This window comes from Sapientia aquatica, assembly GCF_004358105.1.
Taxonomy (GTDB): Bacteria; Pseudomonadota; Gammaproteobacteria; order Burkholderiales; family Burkholderiaceae_D; genus Solimicrobium; species Solimicrobium aquaticum.
Window position 1 is genome coordinate 161,354 of record NZ_SMYL01000001.1, and the last position, 19,252, is coordinate 180,605.

Consider the following 19,252-nt stretch of genomic DNA (forward strand, 5'->3'; position numbering starts at 1 on the left):
GATTCAATTCTCACCCAACTGCGAACAAAATTAAAAAGGCCACTCTTTCGAGTGACCTTTGTAATTTTGGTGGAGACGGCGGGAATCGAACCCGCGTCCGCAAATACTCTACAGACAGTTCTACATACTTAGTGCTGCCATTTAATTTAATCTTTACGACGCGGACGCACACGCTGCGGAAAGACGAGTTACCTATTATTTAGTCTTTAGCCAAGTAACCCGACTTTAGACGATTCCCTATGAATGACTCTACTGCTATTGCTAGCCCGCCCTAGGGAAGAGACGGTGTAGAGTTAGCAAGCAATTAAGCTGCTAATGCGTACGAGTTATCGTTTGCAGTTATAAATTTCTGGATGTATTTACGAGGTGACCAGCCCTCGGTATGCCCTGCGCTGCTTTGTAACCCACGTCGAAGCCAGGTCGTCCCCAAAACAGAATACGATTATAACGTATTTTGCCCCGCACTGAGCGACTTACCATTGGGCTGCGATACTAACTTGCGCAAACAGCTCGATTGGTTGGTCGATTAGTAGATCCGCATTCCATTGTGAGGGGGCCGTTTGACCCGAATAGCCCCAAGCTACAGCGATGCTGAACATTCCCGCGGCCTTAGCTGCTTGAATGTCGCGTAAGTCGTCGCCTAAAAAACAGCATTTTTCCGGGCTGATACCTACTTTTCTTGCAGCCTCGAATAGCGGTTCAGGGTGCGGTTTGGAATGCGGTGTAGTGTCACCCGAAATGATGCAGGCTGCTGTCGTTAATCCCAGCATTGGAATTAATGGATGTGTGAATCTGGCTGCTTTGTTGGTGACGATGCCCCAAGGAATCTGGGATTGGTCCAGTTGGGTAATCAGGTCTGAAATTCCATTAAATAACCCGCTATGAACGCAAATGGCATTTTCGTAATTGGCGAGGAATTCTAGGCGCATCGATTCAAATTCTGTGTCTTCTGGCGAAACACCAAAGCCAGCTGCTAACAGTCCACGTGCGCCAGCGGAAGCGTGGGGGCGTAAATGTTCGTAAGGCGTTGGTTGCAAGCCACGTGTGGTGCGCATCTTATTTAATGCGGCGGCCAGATCGGGGGCGGTGTCGGCCAGTGTTCCGTCGAGGTCGAATAATACGGCGTGTGCTGTGAATAAAGGGCTTGATGCGTTGCTCATAGCGGTCGTTGGCAAGCGACTAAATAATTGACGCTGGTATCCGAGTTAAGTGAATATATTTTGCTGATTGGGTTATAGCTCATTCCGCGCAGCGTTTCAATTTGTAGCCCTGCATTACGAATGAATTGCGCTAGCTCTGCAGGGGTAATGAATTTGGCGTAGTCGTGGGTTCCCTTGGGCAGCATTTGGAGCAAATATTCGGCACCGAGGATTGCGTGTATATAAGCTTTTGGATTGCGGTTAAGCGTGGAGAAGAACACTAAACCACCGGGTTTTACTATTGTTGCGCAGGCTTGAATAATGGAACTTGGATCGGGCACGTGTTCTAGCATTTCCATGCAAGTAACGACGTCAAATTGACCTGGCTCTTGAGTTGCCATTTCTTCGGCGGCGCAATGTTGATAACGTATCTCTAGCCCTGATTCGAGGCTGTGCAAGTCGGCTACTTTTAATGCTTTTTCAGATAAGTCGATGCCAGTTACTATTGCGCCTTTTTTTGCCATGGATTCGGCTAAAATTCCACCGCCACATCCAACGTCAATGACTTTTTTTCCCGATAAGGAGGCGCGTGCATGAATCCATTCGAGTCGTAATGGATTGATTTCATGCAATGGGCGGAATTCGGAATTGGTGTCCCACCAGTGGTGGGCGACGTCACTAAATTTTTGGATTTCAAGAGGATCAGCGTTCATATTGATAAGTCGTGAGCGTGGTGAGTTTTGGAAAACGTAAGCCACTAATTATGCAATAAAAAACCCCGCCGAAGCGGGGTTTTTTACGAAGCGAGTTCAAATTACTTGTTGATAGTACGAGTACCAACAACTTCGATTTCTACGCGACGGTTTTTAGCGCGGCCTTCTGCTGTTTTGTTGTCAGCAACTGGTTGTGTTTCGCCTTTGCCTGATGTGTACACGCGGTCAGCTGCAACACCGTTTGAAACCAAGAATGCTTTAACAGCTTCTGCACGACGTACAGATAGTTTTTGGTTGTATTCAGCTTTACCAACTGAGTCAGTGTGACCAGTTGAAACGATAGCTTCCAAGTTGATGTCTTTTAACTTAGTAACTAATTCAGTGATTTTAGCTTTGCCTTCTGGTTTCAATACTGCTTTGTCGAAATCGAACAGAGCATCAGCAGCGAAGCTGACTTTTTCAGAAGTTGGAGCTGGTTTAACGGCAACTGGAGCTGGTGCTGGAGCAACAACTGGGGCTGGCGCTGGCGCAGGAGCAACAACTGGAGCTGGTTTTGGTGGTTCAACGCCATCGCAGCCTACAACGATTGCATCGGCCGGTGTCCAGTAACCAGTGTGGATGCACAGACCGTATGCATCACGCACGATGTTACCTTGCGCATCTTGCACGTAAGCACTGTATGGTTTTGGTGCTGGGATGTCTTTGATTTCGGAAGTTTGTGCTGATGCAGAGATTGCCAACAATGCTGCAGACGCTGCGAAAACCAATTTTGCTAATGTGTTCATGTTTCTCCTCTCGGGTGAGATCTTTCGCAGAAAACTCTGCGCGATTGATACAAAAAAATAAATTTTACCATACTTGCCAAACACCACGGAACATTGCTGCTAGGTAGTTTCCACGGCAATGTGCTTGAGCGCAATTCTGCCATAAGCCCTTGTCGATGATTGAGTTTAGCAATTTGAAATAACGATATATTTGTGTTGCGTTGCTGTTTTACAACAAAATTTACGTATTTCTACGTAAATTTACATATCGCGTTGGAGGTTGCTTGAATGCAAGAGATTGGCATAATCGGTGGTCATGAAATTGTCATATTTTGTTAAATTATCGGGGCTTTTTGTCAGTCTTTGGAAAATTTTTTCTTGCATTTTCAAAATTTTTCAGATTTTTTTCAATTTATTTCTGGCGCTAAATTTTGCGTTTGAAATCAATTATTGTTGACCGATCGGTGGCTAAAACAGCCGATTTTCGGGCTATCGCATGGTAGAATTGGCGGTTTGGCACGCTGGACTGAGTTGCTCCAGTGTAAATATGTTGTCAAATTTGCTGATGAGGCGCCGAGGCGCTCGTCGATATGGGTTGCAGTTTGTTAGTGGAATGCACGGCAAGCGCGATTTTGTACCGATGGGATCTGGCGTTTTACCCTTAATGTCAAGTTAAAAAGACTGCCCGCATGACTATGGATCAATTCGCTAAAGAAACACTCCCGATTTCCCTTGAGGAAGAGATGCGCAAGAGTTACCTCGATTACGCCATGAGCGTTATCGTTGGCCGTGCCTTGCCCGATGTTCGAGATGGTTTAAAACCAGTGCATAGACGTGTGTTGTTCGCCATGCATGAAATGAATAACGTCTATAACCGACCATTCGTGAAATGTGCGCGTGTGGTGGGTGAGGTCATGGGTAAATATCATCCGCACGGGGATGCGTCTATTTATGACACCTTGGTCCGGATGGCGCAGCATTTCTCTTTGCGCTACACCTTGGTGGATGGTCAGGGCAACTTTGGTTCGGTCGATGGCGATAACGCTGCGGCGATGCGTTATACCGAGTGCCGCTTATCGAAAATTGCCAATGAGATTTTGGCTGACATTGATAAAGAAACAGTCGATTTTGTCCCCAACTACGACGGTAAAGAAAAAGAACCGTCGGTATTGCCAACCCGCATTCCAAATCTGCTCATCAATGGCGCGTCTGGTATTGCCGTTGGGATGGCGACCAATATTCCGCCGCACAATATTACTGAAGTCATCACTGGTGCGTTGCATCTGTTGAATAATCCAGATTGCAGTATTGATGAGTTGATTGAAATTATTCCTGCACCAGATTTCCCGACCGCTGGAATTATCTACGGTGTTTCTGGGGTGCGCGACGGTTATCGCACCGGTCGTGGTCGCGTTGTGATGCGTGCTAAAACCCACTACGAAGAATATGGCAAAGACGGTCGTACCGCGTTAATCGTGGATGAGTTGCCGTACCAAGTAAACAAAAAATCGTTGTTAGAGCGCATTGCTGAATTGGTGCGCGATAAAAAGTTAGACGGTATTTCAGATATTCGCGATGAATCCGATAAATCCGGTATGCGCGTTGTGATTGAATTAAAGCGCAACGAAGTGCCAGACGTGATTCTGAACAATCTGTATAAGCAGACGCAACTTCAAGACACCTTCGGTATGAATATGGTGGCCTTGGTCAATGGTCAGCCTAAGTTGCTGAACTTGAAGCAGATGTTGGATTGCTTCTTGTCGCACCGCCGCGAAGTAGTCACACGCCGCACGGTATTCGAGCTGAAGAAAGCACGCGAACGCGGTCATATGCTTGAAGGTTTAGCCGTTGCTTTAGCGAATATCGATGATTTCATCGCCATCATCAAAGCCGCTCCAACGCCGCCAATGGCGAAGTCGGAATTGATGAGTCGCTCATGGGATTCGTCGATGGTGCGCGAAATGTTGGCGCGTACAAGTGCCGATAACGAAGCGGGTATTGATGCTTTCCGCCCAGCGAATTTGCCTAAGCATTACGGCATTCAAGCCGACGGGATGTACAAATTGTCGGACGACCAAGCGCAAGAAATTTTGCAAATGCGCTTGCAACGTTTGACCGGTTTAGAGCAAGACAAGATCGTCAATGAATACAAAGACATGATGATTCAAATTGCTGACTTGTTGGATATTTTGGCCAAGCCTTCGCGCGTTACGGCGATCATTACCGATGAATTGACGTCGGCAATGAATGAATACGGCATCGGTTCAAAAGACGAGCGTCGTTCTGAAATCGTCCACAACGCCACTGAATTAGAAACAGAAGATTTGATCACGCCGCAAGACATGGTTGTGACCCTGTCGCATACCGGTTACATGAAGTCTCAACCAGTGTCCGAATACCGCGCGCAAAAACGCGGTGGTCGCGGCAAGCAAGCCATGGCGACCAAGGACGATGATTGGATTGAACAATTATTTACCGCTAATACCCACGATTACATTTTGTGCTTCAGTAATCGCGGACGTCTGTATTGGTTGAAAGTCTGGGAAGTGCCACAAGGCTCGCGTAATTCACGTGGTAAGCCAATCGTGAATATGTTCCCATTGCATGATGGCGAAAAAATTACCGTGATCTTGCCGATCTCGGGCGATAACCGTAGCTTCCCAGAAGATCGTTATATATTCATGTCAACCAGCCTTGGCGTGGTGAAAAAGTCGGCCTTAAGCGATTTCAGCAATCCACGTAAAGCCGGAATTATTGCGGTTGATCTGGATGAAGGCGATTTCTTAATTGGCGCTGCCTTGACTGATGGTAAACACGACGTGATGTTGTTCTCCGATTCGGGCAAAGCCGTTCGCTTCGATGAAAACGATGTGCGTCCAATGGGTCGAACAGCGCGCGGTGTGCGCGGTATGAATTTGGAAGATGGTCAGCAAGTTATCGCTTTACTGGTCGCCGAAAACGAACAGCAGTCAGTTTTGACTGCAACAGAAAATGGCTTCGGTAAGCGCACTCCGATTACTGAATACACGCGTCACGGTCGCGGCACCAAAGGAATGATCGCGATCCAAACTTCAGAGCGCAACGGTAAAGTCGTCGCGGCAACCTTGGTTGATTCAACTGATGAGATTTTGTTGATTACTACCGGCGGCGTTTTGATTCGCACACGTGTTGCCGAAATCCGCGAAATGGGCCGCGCTACGCAAGGCGTTACCTTGATCGCCGTTGAAGATGGCACGAAGCTGAGTGGCTTGCAGCGTATTGTTGAAACCGACATCGAAGAAGTTGTGTATGAAAACGGCGATAACGGTTCTGGCGCGCAAGACGACTCAACCGAACAGAAGGGTGCAGAAGGTGATGATGCGGCGGAGGATGCGGCAGAATGATTTATAACTTTTCCGCAGGCCCGGCTGTATTGCCTAAAGAAGTTTTGCAGCAAGCAGCATCAGAAATGTTGGATTGGCACGGAAGTGGCATGTCGGTGATGGAAATGAGTCATCGCGGTGCTGAATTTATGTCGATTTTGGCGGATGCGCAGCAGAACTTGCGGGAATTGTTAGCTGTTCCTAGTAACTACAAAATCCTGTTTTTGCAGGGCGGTGCAATCGCTGAAAACGCGATTGTGCCGATGAATCTGGCTAGGTTAAATGGTTCAAGCGAATCGGCTGTGCTTGATTATGTTTGCACCGGTTCTTGGTCGGTAAAGTCCATCAAAGAAGCCGCAAAATACGCCAATGTGCATGTGGCTGCGGATGCGCGCTCGCTCAATCCAGCGGGTAAATTCAACGCTATTCCCGATGAATCGACTTGGAAATTGTCCGCTAACGCGGCCTATTTGCATCTGTGCACCAACGAAACCATCGACGGCGTTGAATACAACTTTGTTCCAAAATCTAGCGCGCCAATTGTGGCCGATATGTCTTCGCATATCTTGTCACGCGTCATTAACGTGGCCGATTACGGTGTCATTTATGGCGGTGCGCAAAAAAATATTGGCCCGGCGGGATTAACAATAGTGATCGTGCGCGACGATTTATTGGGCCATGCTTTGCCCTCTTGTCCTTCTGCGTTCAATTGGAAAACAGTTGCCGACAACGACTCCATGTATAACACGCCGCCGACCTACGCGATCTATATCGCCGGCCTGGTGTTTCAATGGATTAAACGTCAAGGCGGCGTGGCTGCATTAGAAAAAAACAATATCGCCAAAGCGGCTTTGCTGTACGACTTTATCGATCACAGCAAGTTGTATGAAAACCGTATCGCTAAGGAATGCCGCTCACGTATGAACGTGCCATTCTTTTTGCGTGATGAATCGTTGAATGCGCAATTCCTGAGTGCAGCCAAAGAGCGCGGTTTGTTGCAATTAAAAGGACATAGCTCAGTTGGCGGAATGCGCGCCTCAATTTATAACGCGATGCCATACGAAGGCGTGCAAGCGTTAGTCAATTTTATGCAAGAGTTCGAGCAACGTCATCACCCGTAATTGTGCAAGGAATGCCATGAGTATTGATCAGCAATTAAAACCGCTCCGCGAAAAAATTGATGCCGTTGACGCGCAAATTTTGGCATTGCTCAATTCCCGCGCTGAGTTAGCGCAGCAAGTTGGTCATCTCAAAGCGAATACTAACGCGCCCGTGTTTCGCCCTGAGCGTGAAGCGCAAGTATTACGCGGTGTGGCGGAACGCAATCCTGGCCCGCTACCTAGTCTCGATATTCAGTTAATTTTCCGCGAAATTATGTCGGCCTGCCGCGCACTAGAACGTCGCGTCACCGTTGCTTATTTAGGTCCAGCAGGAACCTTCAGCGAGCAAGCCGTATTTCAACAATTTGGTCACGCAATTGTTTTGCTGCCTTGCATTTCGATCGATGAAGTGTTTCGCACAACCGAGGCTGGCACTGCCGATTTTGGTGTTGTGCCGGTTGAAAATTCGAGCGAAGGCGCGGTCAATCGGACGCTCGATTTGTTGTTGCAAACCAGTTTGTCGATCAGTGGCGAACTATCGATCCCAGTGCAACACAGCTTGATGACAAACTCGGGCGACTTCGCTGGCGTGACAAAGATCTGCGCGCATTCGCAAGCGTTAGCGCAATGTCAGGCGTGGCTCAATCAGCACTACCCAACGATAGAACGGATTGCTGTGGCATCGAACGGAGAGGCAGCACGTATGGCAAGCCTTGACCCGACTGTGGCTGCGATAGCTGGAGAAACGGCTGGCGCGCAATATGAATTGCAAGTCGTGCATGCCCACATTCAAGACGATCCGCACAACCGCACGCGCTTCGCCGTGATTGGAAATACGCAATGCACACCAAGCGGCAAGGATCAAACCTCGATCGTGTTAGCGGTGCCGAACAAAGCGGGCGCTGTGTATTCTTTATTGGCGCCGTTTAGTCAATTTGGCGTTTCAATGACGCGCTTTGAATCGCGTCCTGCCCGCACTGGTACATGGGAATATTATTTCTACGTGGACGTTGAAGGCCATCAACAGGATGATTCCGTAGCTCGTTCATTGAATGAATTAAAAAATAGTGCCGCGTTCTTCAAAATTTTGGGTTCCTATCCGCTAAGTAATTAACCCGTGCGAAGGTGATTTCACCTTATTTTAGTACTGCATAGTGAGGTGATTTTGGTCGCAACTTCCGCAAATGAGCAATTAAAAAAAGTCGTCATCATCGGCGTTGGTCTGATCGGTGGCTCGTTTGCATTGGCGCTTAAAAAAAATTCTGCTGCTATTCATTTGGTTGGTCTAGAACGTAGCGCGGCGTCCCTTGAGCGCGCATTGGTATTAGGAATAATTGACGAAGCCAGCACCGATATTGCGTCAGCATTACAGGGCGCCGATCTGGTTGTGATTTCTGCGCCTGTCGCGCAAACAGAAGTGATATTGAGCGCGATTTATCCACATCTCGAAGCACACACTATCGTGACCGATACAGGTAGCACCAAGGCCGATGTTGAGGTGTCGGCCCGCAAAGCCTTACAGGATAAAATCGGTCAATTCGTTCCGGCTCATCCCATTGCGGGGCGCGAATCCAACGGCCCAGATGCGGCTATCGCCAGCTTGTACCAAGCTAAAAAATTAGTGATTACCGCTTTGCCAGAAAATGCTCAAAGCGCGATCGACCTAGTTGCCACCACCTGGCAACGTTGCGGCGCAGTGCCGCATTATTTGACACCATCCCAGCACGATCACGTGTTTGCTGCGGTCAGCCATTTGCCACATTTATTGGCCTATGCGTTGGTGGATCAAATTACCGAACAGCCACAAGCTGAATTACGTTTTCAATATGCCGCCAGTGGTTTTCGCGATTTCACGCGGATTGCCGGTTCATCGCCTGAAATGTGGCGCGATATTAGCTTGGCTAATCGCGCCGCTTTGTTGGATGAATTGACGCACTACCAAGCACAATTGCAGCGCGTCGCGAATGCGCTTAAGCAAAGTGATGGTGCTGAACTACTGGCGATTTTTAGTAACGCGCAAGCCGCACGCCGCCGTTGGATTCAAGCGATTGAGTCTGCCGAACAGCCACCCAAAGAGGGTGGCGATTAGCGTTATTTGTGCTATGCGTTGCAATCCAATTCCCATTATTAATTATGAAAACTCCCCACTTCCCGCCTTACATTGACCTTAATCCCGTGACCCGCGCTCAAGGCGTGATCCAGTTACCAGGTTCAAAAAGCATTTCTAATCGCACCTTGTTATTGGCCGCTTTGTCTGAGGGCGACACGCAAATCAGTGAATTGCTAGCATCGGACGATACCTTAGTCATGCTCAACGCTTTGCATAGCCTTGGCGTGAAATGGGAGCAAGAAGGCGTTAGTCAAAATTATCTAGTACGTGGCGTGAGCGGCAAATTTCCAGTTAAGCACGCTGATTTATTTATGGGCAACGCCGGAACGGCAATTCGCCCCTTGGTCGCTGCGTTAGGTGTGCTGGGCGGCGACTACACTCTGCACGGTGTTGAACGCATGCATGAACGCCCGATCGGTGATTTGGTCGATGCGTTGCAGCGAGTAGGTTCCCAAATTACTTATACTGGTGTGCCTGGTTTCCCTCCGCTGCACATCCAAAGTGGTCAAATTCGTCCAAATGGCTGGCAGGTGCGCGGTAATGTTTCTAGCCAATTCTTAACGGCGTTATTAATGGCCGCGCCACTAATTGCGGCTGAGCAGGATATCGAGATTGAGGTGATTGGCGAGCTGATTTCTAAGCCTTACATTGAAATCACGTTGAATCTAATGGCGCGTTTTGGCGTTCTGGTCAAACGTGAAGGCTGGCAGAAATTCATTATCGAAGCCGGGCAGTTCTATAAGAGTCCCGGCACAATTCACGTCGAAGGCGACGCTTCCTCGGCGTCCTACTTTTTGGCGGCTGGCGCGATTTGCGGTGGTCCGGTGCGAGTAACTGGAGTCGGTCGCAACAGTATTCAAGGTGATGTGCGGTTTGTTGAAGCCTTAGAAAAAATGGGCGCAAGTATTGCGCTGGGCGAGAACTGGATTGAGGCGCGCAGCAATGGAGTGTTGAAAGCCATTGATGCCGATTTCAACGCCATCCCTGATGCGGCGATGACGATTGCGATTGCTGCTTTGTACGCCAATGGCACCAGCGTATTGCGTAATATCGGTAGCTGGCGGGTAAAAGAAACCGATCGGATTGACGCGATGGCCGCCGAGTTGACAAAGCTCGGCGCACAAGTTGAAGCGGGCGCGGATTATTTGGCGATCACGCCGCCAGCGCAATTGCAACCAGCCAGCATTGAAACGTACGACGATCACCGCATGGCGATGTGTTTCTCGTTGGCGACCTTAAACGGCGTGGCGCGGGCAGGTACAAAGATTCGGATTCTTGATCCAAAATGCGTGGCGAAAACTTTCCCGGATTATTTTTCGGCGTTTGCTACGATTAAACAGTATTAATTTAACAGGCGCGATAGCGGACATACTATGACGAATCCAACTATTACTATTGACGGTCCCACCGCGTCCGGCAAAGGCACTGTCGCCCAATTGGTCGCTAAGGCGCTGGGCTTTCATTACTTGGATTCGGGCGCACTCTATCGCTTAACGGCTTTGTCGGCGTTGCGTCACCAATTAGCGTTGGACGATGAGGCAGCGATTGCTCAGTTAGCGTTAAATTTGCCGTGCCGATTTGTGGGCGAGCAAATTTTTCTTGAGCAAGAAGAAGTGGGCAACATAATTCGCGCTGAAGAAATCGGGAATGCCGCCTCAAAAATCGCCGTGTTGCCAGCCGTAAGAGCGGCTCTACTGCAATTACAAAAGAATTTTTCTGCGCCGCCGGGCTTGGTTGCCGATGGTCGTGACATGGGAACAGTGATATTTCCCGATGCCGAAGTAAAAATATATTTAACTGCCAGTGTGGCAGCGCGCGCAGAAAGAAGATTTAAGCAATTGATTAGCAAGGGATTTTCTGCTAATATACAAGACCTTTTGCAGGATCTGACCGAGCGAGACGCGCGCGACTTAAATCGCAGCACCGCTCCCTTAAAGCCCGCCGAAGGTGCATTTATGTTGGATACATCCGATTTGACGATACAGCAGGCTGTTGAGTTGGTGTTAAAACAGTATGAACAATACGTTCAAGATGCGAACAACTAAGTTAAAAATAGTCATTAATTGCATATTTTTAATGAGGTTTGATACAAAATTACGCGCCCAGCGCAAGCTGTGCAACTAGTACGGTTCAGGATAGCGCAAGGCTATGTTGGATTTTTTTTAACCTAACCCAGTTTGATTCACCTGAGTCTTATTTAATAAGCCGCTTGTGCAACGAACTGCTTACTACCTACAAATCACATTATGGCAACAGTATTTATGTCGCAAGACCACGCTACCGGTTCCGATAGCTTCGCAGCTCTGTTTGAAGAGTCCCTGTCACGTCAAGATATGCGTTCTGGCGAAGTTATCTCCGCTGAAGTGGTTCGCATTGATCACAACTTCGTTATCGTTAACGCCGGTTTGAAATCCGAAGCGTTCATTCCTCTGGAAGAATTCAAAAACGATCAAGGCGAATTAGAAGTAGTTGTTGGCGATTTCGTTTCTGTAGCGATTGATTCGCTGGAAAACGGCTTCGGCGACACTATTTTGTCACGCGACAAAGCCAAGCGTTTAGCGTCTTGGTTGGCACTAGAAAAAGCCCTGGAATCAGGCGAAATCGTTATTGGTACAGTTAATGGCAAAGTTAAAGGCGGTTTGACTGTCTTGACTAACGGAATTCGTGCCTTCTTACCAGGTTCTTTGGTTGACACACGTCCGGTGAAAGATACAACACCGTACGAAGGCAAAACCATGGAATTCAAAGTAATCAAGTTAGATCGCAAACGCAACAACGTTGTGTTGTCACGCCGCGCTGTTGTAGAAGCGTCAATGGGCGAAGAGCGCGCTAAATTGATGGAAACATTACGCGAAGGTACAGTTGTTACCGGCGTGGTTAAAAATATCACCGACTACGGCGCGTTCGTGGATCTGGGCGGCATCGATGGCTTGTTGCACATCACCGATTTGGCATGGCGTCGTGTACGTCATCCGTCAGAAGTATTGACAGTTGGCCAAGAAGTGACTGCAAAAGTATTGAAATTCGACCAAGACAAGAACCGTGTTTCATTGGGTGTAAAACAATTGGGCGACGATCCTTGGACAGGTTTGTCACGTCGTTACCCACAACACACTCGTTTGTTCGGTAAAGTAACTAATTTGACCGACTACGGTGCGTTCGTTGAAGTTGAACAAGGTATCGAAGGTTTGGTTCACGTTTCCGAAATGGACTGGACTAACAAAAACGTGGCTCCAAACAAAGTGGTTCAATTGGGCGACGAAGTTGAAGTCATGGTTCTGGAAATCGACGAAGAACGTCGTCGTATCAGCCTGGGCATGAAACAATGCAAAGCAAATCCTTGGGATGACTTTGCTGTGACCCATAAGAAAGGTGACAAAGTTCGCGGCGCGATCAAATCGATCACCGACTTCGGCGTGTTTATCGGCTTGTCTGGCAACATCGACGGTTTGGTGCATTTGTCTGATTTGTCTTGGACAGAAACAGGCGAAGAAGCAGTTCGTCGCTTCAAGAAAGGCGATGAATTAGAAGCCATCGTGTTGGCAATTGATGTTGAACGTGAGCGCGTTTCGTTGGGTGTTAAACAACTCGAAGGCGACCCATTCAATAACTACTGCGCAATGAACGACAAGGGTGCTGTTGTAACTGGTACCGTTAAATCAGTGGAGCCTAAAGGCGCAGTGATTCAATTGTCAGACGAAGTTGAAGGCTACTTACGTGCTTCAGAAATCTCACGCGACCGCGTTGAAGATGCTGGTACACATTTGAAAGTTGGCGACAGCGTTGAAGCATTGGTATTGAACATTGATCGCAAAGCTCGCAGCATTCAATTGTCCATCAAAGCAAAAGATAGCGTTGATACAGCAGATGCAATGCAAAAAATGACCGCAACTGACTCGAGTGCAGCATCAGGCACAACAAGTTTGGGTGCGTTGTTAAAAGCTAAACTTGATAGCAAAAACTAATCACTTTATTCATTAAGTGGGTAATTTTAGGGGCAACATTGGTTGAAGTCGTAGTTGATCAATGTTGCTCACTTGCTAAAAAGTGAGGTTTCCTAATGACAAAATCAGAGTTGATTGCTTGTTTGGCTGAGAAGTATCCGCAACTTGTTGCAAAGGATGCCGATTTCGCAGTTAAAACCATTTTGGATGCAATGTCCGAAGCCTTAGTAGTTGGGCAGCGGATTGAAATAAGAGGGTTTGGTAGTTTTTCTCTTAACAGTCGCCCACCCAGAATCGGTCGTAACCCTAAATCTGGCGATAAAGTGATGGTGCCTGAAAAACGTGCGCCGCATTTCAAACCTGGCAAAGAGTTGCGCGAACGAGTAGATGCGATGGTTGGTCAGCCCATTAAAAATGACTAGTAATTAGCGAATGTGATTTGGAAGACGGTATATTGGGTAACTAATATGCCGTTTTTTTATTAGATTAGGCCTTGATAATCGATAAAAATAAATAAAAGTGATCAAGACGGCAAGACAGTTTAACTGCTGTTTCACGTACAATGCCGGTTGCTTATAAAAAGTTTTCGTCGAAAAGGTATGCCATGAAAATTATTTCGAAAATCGTCGCCATATTATTGTTTGTCGTATTTTTTGGTTTTGCCTTAAATAACACGGAGACCGTGACGCTGCGATTTTTCTTCGGCTACGAGTTTCCCGGCCCGCTGGTGTTGATGCTGTTAATCTTTTTTATTGCCGGAATTGTGTTGGGTGTGTTTGCCATGCTTCCAACCGTATTTAGACATCGCCGCGATTTGTCCAAACATCGCAAAAACGTTTCCGCGTTGGAGCAAGAAGTAGCAAAATTGCAGAATGAAAACAGCCGTCCGCCGCAGCCAGACAGCGTGTAATACATTAGGTGCTCTTCCTTTCTTATTCTTCTTAAAAACTAAAAGATAAACTCAAATGGAATTTGAAATTTGGTGGTTGTTATTCATCCCAGTATTCTTTGTGCTGGGCTGGATTACCGCGCGCGTTGATATTAAACAGTTATTGTCCGAATCACGCAGTTTGCCGCGTGGTTATTTTAAAGGCCTTAATTTTCTGCTCAACGACCAACACGATAAAGCGGTTGATGCCTTTATCGAAGTCATGCAATTGGATCCCGAAACAGTAGATTTGCATTTTGCCCTTGGTAATTTGTTCCGTCGTCGAGGCGAGATCGAACGCGCCATTCGGGTGCATCAAAATTTATTATTGCGTGGCGATTTACCGATTGAGCAGCAAGGTCATGCCCAATTTGAACTGGGACATGATTACCTCAAAGCGGGTTTATTGGATCGCGCCGAGGAAACGTTTGGGCTGCTGCTTAATTCAACTTATAGCGTAGACGCGCGTCGCGCCTTGCTAGAAATTTATCAGCTTGAGAAAGAATGGTTGCGTGCCATTGAAGCGGCACTTGCTTTACAAGAATCGGGCGCTGGAACGCGGCAAAAGCAGATCGCTCAGTTTTATTGCGAATTAGCTCAAGATGAAATTCTCAATGCGCGTAACGATGCAGCAATTGAGTTGCTCGATAAAGCACATGCCGTTGATCGCAGTAACGTGCGCGCCACGATTCTACGCGGCGATATTTATTCCGCTCAAAATCAACCCGAATTGGCAATGCAAACTTGGCGTCGGGTTGAGCAACAAAGCGTGCCACACGTATCTCTCGTGGCGCAGCGTTTAATGGATGCGTATAACTCATTGCAGCGCTCGCAAGAGGGCATTAATTTGCTCAAAAATTATCTTGAACAAGCACCGTCAATTGACTTACTCGAAGTGCTGTACCAAGCGAGTTTAGAAGTCGAAGGCCGTGAAATTGCGACCCAAATTGTGTTGGAAGAAGTGCGTCGCACACCAACACTGCTGGGCTTGGACAAGTTGCTCGATGCGCGCATGCTGTACGTCGCTCCCGATCGGCTGCAAGAATTAGCGATGGTGAAAAATTTGGTGCACGGTTACGCCAAAAAATTGGCGCGCTACCAATGCTCCCATTGCGGATTTAAAGCGCGTCAATTCTATTGGCAATGCCCAGGATGCAATCGCTGGGAAACCTATCCTCCGCGCCGCACCGAAGAATTAAATGTGATGAACTAGCCGAACTGTTGAGCCAAATCGGCATCAATTGTGCCCAGTACTTTTTAGCTTACAGCGATCGATTAGATTGCTAGCTTCAAGGCAATTGGGCATGGGTTTAAAGTGATAAATGAATTAGGAAAAAAATGAAAATTACGATTATTGGAACTGGCTATGTTGGTTTGGTTACTGGAGCTTGTTTAGCGGAGCTGGGTAACGATGTGCTGTGTCTCGATCTGGATGCAAACAAAGTCGCTATTTTAAATAATGGCGGTATCCCAATTCATGAACCTGGCTTAGATGTGATCGTCGCCAGCAACCGCGCAAATGGGCGCTTAAAATTTACCACCGATATTGAGCAAAGCGTTGCTCATGGCGATATTCAGTTTATTGCGGTGGGAACCCCACCGGATGAAGACGGTTCAGCCGATTTGCAATACGTTTTGGCAGCCGCGAAAAATATTGGTAAATACATGCATGGCTTTAAGGTTGTCATCGATAAGTCAACCGTCCCAGTGGGAACTGCTGAAAAAGTAAGCAAAACAATTGCTAGCGAACTGCAACAACGTAAGCTCGACACAGCCAGTTTCTCCGTAATCTCTAATCCAGAATTCTTAAAAGAAGGTGCCGCAGTCGAAGATTTTATGCGTCCTGATCGGATTGTCATTGGCAGCGATAACGATGCCTTGGGCCTAAAAGCCAAAGCGGTGATGAAGCAACTATACGCGCCGTTCAACCGCAATCGTGAGCGCACTTACTGGATGGATGTGCGCTCCGCAGAATTCACCAAATACGCCGCCAACGCCATGTTAGCGACTCGGATTTCATTCATGAATGAGCTGGCTAACTTGGCTGATCGTGTTGGCGTCGATATTGAAGCCGTGCGTCATGGCATAGGCTCTGATCCACGCATCGGGCATAGTTTTTTATATGCTGGTTGCGGGTACGGTGGTTCTTGTTTTCCAAAAGATGTTCAGGCGTTGGAGCGCACCGCGCGCGAATACGATCAAGATTTGCTGATTTTGCGCGCCGTGGAATCGGTCAATGATCATCAAAAACAGGTACTCGGCAAAAAGGTCGTTGCCCGTTTTGGTGCCGATTTAACAGGCTTACATTTTGCGTTATGGGGCTTGGCATTTAAGCCGAATACCGACGATATGCGCGCCGCTTCTTCCCGCGTTTTGCTGCAAGAGTTGGTTAGTCGTGGCGCAACGATTGCGGTACATGACCCAGTCGCTATGGATGAGGCACGTCGCGTGTTGGCGCTCGATTTTGCTGCAACACCAGATCAATTGGCCCAAATTCATTATGTTAAACATCCAATGGATGCCCTTGATAATGCGGATGCGTTATTAATTGTGACCGAATGGAAGGCTTATCGCAGCCCTGAGTTTTCGCAATTAAAAGCCAAGCTCAAAAATCCAATCATCTTCGACGGCCGTAACCTGTTCGATCCTATCGACATGGCCGATGCGGGCATTGAGTATCACGGCATTGGCCGTTCAGTGCTTACCCAAGTTGAATAGCCTTTTATAGTTAGTTCATCACTTAGTTAAATTTATGAATAAATTAGCTGCTTCAAGTATGTTGGTCGTCGGTGACGTAATGTTGGATCGCTACTGGTTCGGTGAGGTCAATCGTATTTCTCCAGAGGCGCCAGTGCCGATTGTGCGGATTGATCGCCGTGAAGAACGCTTGGGCGGCGCGGCCAACGTAGCGCGGAATGCGGCTGCGCTTGGCGTAACAACTTCATTGCTGGGCGTGGTGGGCAAAGACGAAGCCGGAAATATCGTTGAAGATTTGCTGCGCGAATCAAACATCAACAGCTATTTAAACCGCGATAGCCACATCTCGACAATTATTAAATTGCGCGTCATTGGACGACAGCAGCAATTGATTCGGGTTGACTTCGAAGAAGCACCAACAGAAGACGTGCTGCGCGATAAATTAAGCCAGTACAACACCTTGTTGCCGAATCATAGCGTAGTGATTTTGTCGGACTACGCTAAGGGCTCATTAGTCAATGTGCGCGACATGATTGGTGCTGGCATCGCGTTGAAAAAAACGATATTGGTCGATCCAAAAGGCTCCGATTTCACACGCTACACCGGCGCGTCGCTGTTGACGCCAAACAAATCGGAGTTGCGGCAAGTGATTGGCGAGTGGAAGACGGAAGCGGAATTGACTGAGAAGGCGCAGAATCTGCGTCGCGACTTGAAGTTACGCGGATTATTGGTGACCCGTTCCGAAGAAGGAATGAGCTTGTACACCGAAGAATTCGTGCATCACGTCCCCACCATGGCGCGCGAAGTTTTTGATGTCTCCGGTGCTGGTGATACGGTGATTGCAACGTTGGGAGCGATGTTAGCGGCAGGCAAAGACTTAATCGAATCCGTCGAAATCGCAAACCGTGCCGCTGGAATTGTCGTGGGTAAATTAGGAACAGCAACCGTCACATACGATGAATTATTTTCACATAATGCTTAAAAATCAACTTCTCTCGTTTGACTGTGTTAAATTTGATAACGCAGTTGAAGGTGTAGTTGAAGTTAGTTTTTATCTTTATTTGAGGAGTCTCTTATGTTGAAAAAGTTATTTGTTGCCTTTATCGGTTTGATTGTAGCAGTCAGTTTTGCTGTGGCCGCGGTGGTTGATGTGAATAAAGCTGATCAAGCCGGTTTGGATGGTATCAAGGGAATTGGCCCGTCGCTATCCAAAGCAATTCTGGCGGAACGCGCCAAAGGTGAATTTAAAGACTGGGCTGATTTGCAAAGCCGCGTTAAAGGCATTGGCGAAAAAAATTCCGTTAAATTCTCGGCCGAGGGTTTGGTTGTTAATGGTCAACCAAAAGCAGGTGCGGCTCCAAAAGAGTCAGCAAATTCCAAAGCGGCTGCGGCTGCTAAGGCTCCCGCAGACAGCACAACTAAAAAATAATTGGTAGAATTGTCGCAAAGTAAAACCCCAAGGTAAGCCTTGGGGTTTTTGTTTGATTTCAAGTTTATCGATCAAGTTGGTCACGCTTGGATTATTGATCGCGCAGCAAAGGAAAAATATGTCATACATGACGATAGAAGATACGGTTGGGAACACGCCGCTAGTGCAATTAAAACGCCTCCCAGGGAGCATAGCTCAACAACGTAATAACATCATTCTCGCCAAGCTAGAAGGCAATAATCCAGCCGGTTCGGTAAAAGATCGGCCAGCCTTATCGATGATCTTAGGTGCCGAAAAACGCGGTCGTATCAAGCCCGGCGATACATTAATCGAAGCTACAAGCGGTAATACAGGCATTGCATTGGCCATGGCTGCTGCGATGCGCGGATACAAGATGGTGCTCTTGATGCCAGAGAATTTGAGCGTTGAGCGTCGCCAAAGCATGGCCGCTTATGGTGCTCAAATTGTCCTGACTCCTAAAACAGGCGGCATGGAATACGCCCGTGATTTGGCGGAAAAAATGCAATCCGAAGGTCAGGGAATTATCTTAGATCAGTTTTCAAATCCAGATAATCCATTAGCGCATTACACCGGAACCGGTCCCGAAATTTGGCGCGATACCAACGGCACCGTGACGCATTTTGTGAGTGCGATGGGAACGACTGGCACGATTATGGGCGTATCGCAATTTCTTAAAGAAAAAAATCCAGCGATTCAGATTATTGGCGCGCAACCGGAGGAAGGTTCGCAAATTCCAGGAATTCGGAAATGGCCAGAGGCGTATCTACCTAAAATATTTGATGCAGCGCGTGTTGATCAAACTATTTCTGTCAATCAAGCTAATGCCGAGCACATGGCGCGCCGACTGGCGATTGATGAAGGAATTTTTTGCGGGGTTTCTGCGGCGGGTGCTTGCGAGGTGGCGCTCAAAATGTCCGAAACCGTTGAGAATGCAACGATTGTTTTTATCGTTTGTGATCGCGGTGATCGATACTTGTCTACCGGAATTTTCCCGGCGTAAATCTCACTCCAATGTTTCGACGCTGTAAACGAAATAAGCAGACTT

At 47.7% G+C, this 19,252-nt stretch carries 17 protein-coding genes and 1 other RNA gene; 14 read left to right on the plus strand and 4 right to left on the minus strand.

What is annotated here, in order from left to right:
• Window positions 1–67 precede the first annotated feature (67 nt).
• The 4 genes from ssrA to ompA all read right to left on the minus strand — a co-directional run bounded on the left by ssrA (window position 68) and on the right by ompA (window position 2,637).
• Window positions 68–428: a transfer-messenger RNA gene (gene ssrA / locus E2I14_RS00760) on the minus strand.
• A 45-nt stretch (window positions 429–473) separates the two neighbouring features.
• Entirely contained in the window at window positions 474–1,160 is a 687-nt protein-coding gene (locus E2I14_RS00765; protein ID WP_133324462.1) for an HAD-IA family hydrolase, read from the minus strand.
• Window positions 1,157–1,852 carry a bifunctional 2-polyprenyl-6-hydroxyphenol methylase/3-demethylubiquinol 3-O-methyltransferase UbiG gene (ubiG, locus tag E2I14_RS00770; RefSeq protein WP_133324464.1) on the minus strand — a complete coding sequence of 232 codons (696 nt, stop codon included), beginning with the start codon at window positions 1,850–1,852 and terminating at the stop codon, window positions 1,157–1,159. Before ubiG ends, E2I14_RS00765 begins: the two co-directional genes overlap by 4 nt.
• Window positions 1,853–1,953: 101 nt before the next feature.
• On the minus strand, window positions 1,954–2,637 hold the full coding sequence (ompA, locus tag E2I14_RS00775; protein WP_133324466.1) for an outer membrane protein OmpA: 684 nt from the start codon (window positions 2,635–2,637) through the stop codon (window positions 1,954–1,956).
• Window positions 2,638–3,311: 674 nt separating this feature from the next.
• On the opposite strand from ompA, the gene gyrA reads away from it, so the two are divergent.
• The 14 genes from gyrA to cysM all read left to right on the plus strand — a co-directional run bounded on the left by gyrA (window position 3,312) and on the right by cysM (window position 19,207).
• Window positions 3,312–5,999 (plus strand): DNA gyrase subunit A, encoded by a 2,688-nt coding sequence (gyrA, locus tag E2I14_RS00780; protein WP_227544577.1) that lies wholly within the window; start codon window positions 3,312–3,314, stop codon window positions 5,997–5,999.
• A complete protein-coding gene (gene serC / locus E2I14_RS00785) occupies window positions 5,996–7,099 on the plus strand; it encodes a 3-phosphoserine/phosphohydroxythreonine transaminase (RefSeq protein ID WP_133324468.1) in 1,104 nt (367 codons plus the stop codon). Before gyrA ends, serC begins: the two co-directional genes overlap by 4 nt.
• A gap of 16 nt (window positions 7,100–7,115) precedes the next feature.
• A complete protein-coding gene (pheA, locus tag E2I14_RS00790; protein WP_133324470.1) occupies window positions 7,116–8,192 on the plus strand; it encodes a prephenate dehydratase in 1,077 nt (358 codons plus the stop codon).
• 45 nt (window positions 8,193–8,237) lie between these two features.
• Window positions 8,238–9,167 carry a prephenate dehydrogenase gene (locus tag E2I14_RS00795; protein WP_227544545.1) on the plus strand — a complete coding sequence of 310 codons (930 nt, stop codon included), beginning with the start codon at window positions 8,238–8,240 and terminating at the stop codon, window positions 9,165–9,167.
• 44 nt (window positions 9,168–9,211) lie between these two features.
• A complete protein-coding gene (gene aroA / locus E2I14_RS00800; protein WP_133324474.1) occupies window positions 9,212–10,534 on the plus strand; it encodes a 3-phosphoshikimate 1-carboxyvinyltransferase in 1,323 nt (440 codons plus the stop codon).
• A 27-nt stretch (window positions 10,535–10,561) separates the two neighbouring features.
• Window positions 10,562–11,233, plus strand: a complete 672-nt coding sequence (gene cmk / locus E2I14_RS00805; protein WP_133324476.1) for a (d)CMP kinase — start codon at window positions 10,562–10,564, stop codon at window positions 11,231–11,233.
• 201 nt (window positions 11,234–11,434) lie between these two features.
• Window positions 11,435–13,153, plus strand: coding sequence for a 30S ribosomal protein S1 (gene rpsA, locus E2I14_RS00810; protein ID WP_227544546.1), 1,719 nt, complete (start codon window positions 11,435–11,437; stop codon window positions 13,151–13,153).
• Window positions 13,154–13,248: 95 nt separating this feature from the next.
• Window positions 13,249–13,554, plus strand: a complete 306-nt coding sequence (locus E2I14_RS00815; protein WP_133324478.1) for an integration host factor subunit beta — start codon at window positions 13,249–13,251, stop codon at window positions 13,552–13,554.
• A 182-nt stretch (window positions 13,555–13,736) separates the two neighbouring features.
• Complete coding sequence (locus tag E2I14_RS00820) at window positions 13,737–14,042, plus strand: LapA family protein (protein WP_165967713.1); 306 nt, start codon at window positions 13,737–13,739, stop codon at window positions 14,040–14,042.
• Window positions 14,043–14,097: 55 nt separating this feature from the next.
• Window positions 14,098–15,273, plus strand: a complete 1,176-nt coding sequence (gene lapB / locus E2I14_RS00825) for a lipopolysaccharide assembly protein LapB (RefSeq protein ID WP_133324482.1) — start codon at window positions 14,098–14,100, stop codon at window positions 15,271–15,273.
• A gap of 125 nt (window positions 15,274–15,398) precedes the next feature.
• Window positions 15,399–16,778 carry a UDP-glucose dehydrogenase family protein gene (locus E2I14_RS00830; RefSeq protein ID WP_133324484.1) on the plus strand — a complete coding sequence of 460 codons (1,380 nt, stop codon included), beginning with the start codon at window positions 15,399–15,401 and terminating at the stop codon, window positions 16,776–16,778.
• A gap of 34 nt (window positions 16,779–16,812) precedes the next feature.
• A complete protein-coding gene (rfaE1, locus tag E2I14_RS00835; RefSeq protein ID WP_133324486.1) occupies window positions 16,813–17,739 on the plus strand; it encodes a D-glycero-beta-D-manno-heptose-7-phosphate kinase in 927 nt (308 codons plus the stop codon).
• Window positions 17,740–17,832: 93 nt separating this feature from the next.
• Window positions 17,833–18,186, plus strand: coding sequence for a ComEA family DNA-binding protein (locus E2I14_RS00840; RefSeq protein WP_133324488.1), 354 nt, complete (start codon window positions 17,833–17,835; stop codon window positions 18,184–18,186).
• 118 nt (window positions 18,187–18,304) lie between these two features.
• Window positions 18,305–19,207, plus strand: coding sequence for a cysteine synthase CysM (cysM, locus tag E2I14_RS00845; protein ID WP_133324490.1), 903 nt, complete (start codon window positions 18,305–18,307; stop codon window positions 19,205–19,207).
• Window positions 19,208–19,252: the final 45 nt, after the last annotated feature.

Excerpts from the sequence above, each read along its gene's own strand:
- E2I14_RS00840 (WP_133324488.1), top strand. The coding sequence starts at position 17,833 with ATGTTGAAAAAGTTATTTGTTGCCTTTATCGGTTTGATTGTAGCAGTC.
- lapB (WP_133324482.1), top strand. The coding sequence starts at position 14,098 with ATGGAATTTGAAATTTGGTGGTTGTTATTCATCCCAGTATTCTTTGTG.
- serC (WP_133324468.1), top strand. The coding sequence starts at position 5,996 with ATGATTTATAACTTTTCCGCAGGCCCGGCTGTATTGCCTAAAGAAGTT.
- rpsA (WP_227544546.1), top strand. The coding sequence starts at position 11,435 with ATGGCAACAGTATTTATGTCGCAAGACCACGCTACCGGTTCCGATAGC.
- ubiG (WP_133324464.1), bottom strand. The coding sequence starts at position 1,852 with ATGAACGCTGATCCTCTTGAAATCCAAAAATTTAGTGACGTCGCCCAC.
- E2I14_RS00830 (WP_133324484.1), top strand. The coding sequence starts at position 15,399 with ATGAAAATTACGATTATTGGAACTGGCTATGTTGGTTTGGTTACTGGA.
- E2I14_RS00765 (WP_133324462.1), bottom strand. The coding sequence starts at position 1,160 with ATGAGCAACGCATCAAGCCCTTTATTCACAGCACACGCCGTATTATTC.
- E2I14_RS00820 (WP_165967713.1), top strand. The coding sequence starts at position 13,737 with ATGAAAATTATTTCGAAAATCGTCGCCATATTATTGTTTGTCGTATTT.
- E2I14_RS00815 (WP_133324478.1), top strand. The coding sequence starts at position 13,249 with ATGACAAAATCAGAGTTGATTGCTTGTTTGGCTGAGAAGTATCCGCAA.
- ompA (WP_133324466.1), bottom strand. The coding sequence starts at position 2,637 with ATGAACACATTAGCAAAATTGGTTTTCGCAGCGTCTGCAGCATTGTTG.
- cmk (WP_133324476.1), top strand. The coding sequence starts at position 10,562 with ATGACGAATCCAACTATTACTATTGACGGTCCCACCGCGTCCGGCAAA.
- aroA (WP_133324474.1), top strand. The coding sequence starts at position 9,212 with ATGAAAACTCCCCACTTCCCGCCTTACATTGACCTTAATCCCGTGACC.
- gyrA (WP_227544577.1), top strand. The coding sequence starts at position 3,312 with ATGGATCAATTCGCTAAAGAAACACTCCCGATTTCCCTTGAGGAAGAG.
- cysM (WP_133324490.1), top strand. The coding sequence starts at position 18,305 with ATGTCATACATGACGATAGAAGATACGGTTGGGAACACGCCGCTAGTG.
- rfaE1 (WP_133324486.1), top strand. The coding sequence starts at position 16,813 with ATGAATAAATTAGCTGCTTCAAGTATGTTGGTCGTCGGTGACGTAATG.
- pheA (WP_133324470.1), top strand. The coding sequence starts at position 7,116 with ATGAGTATTGATCAGCAATTAAAACCGCTCCGCGAAAAAATTGATGCC.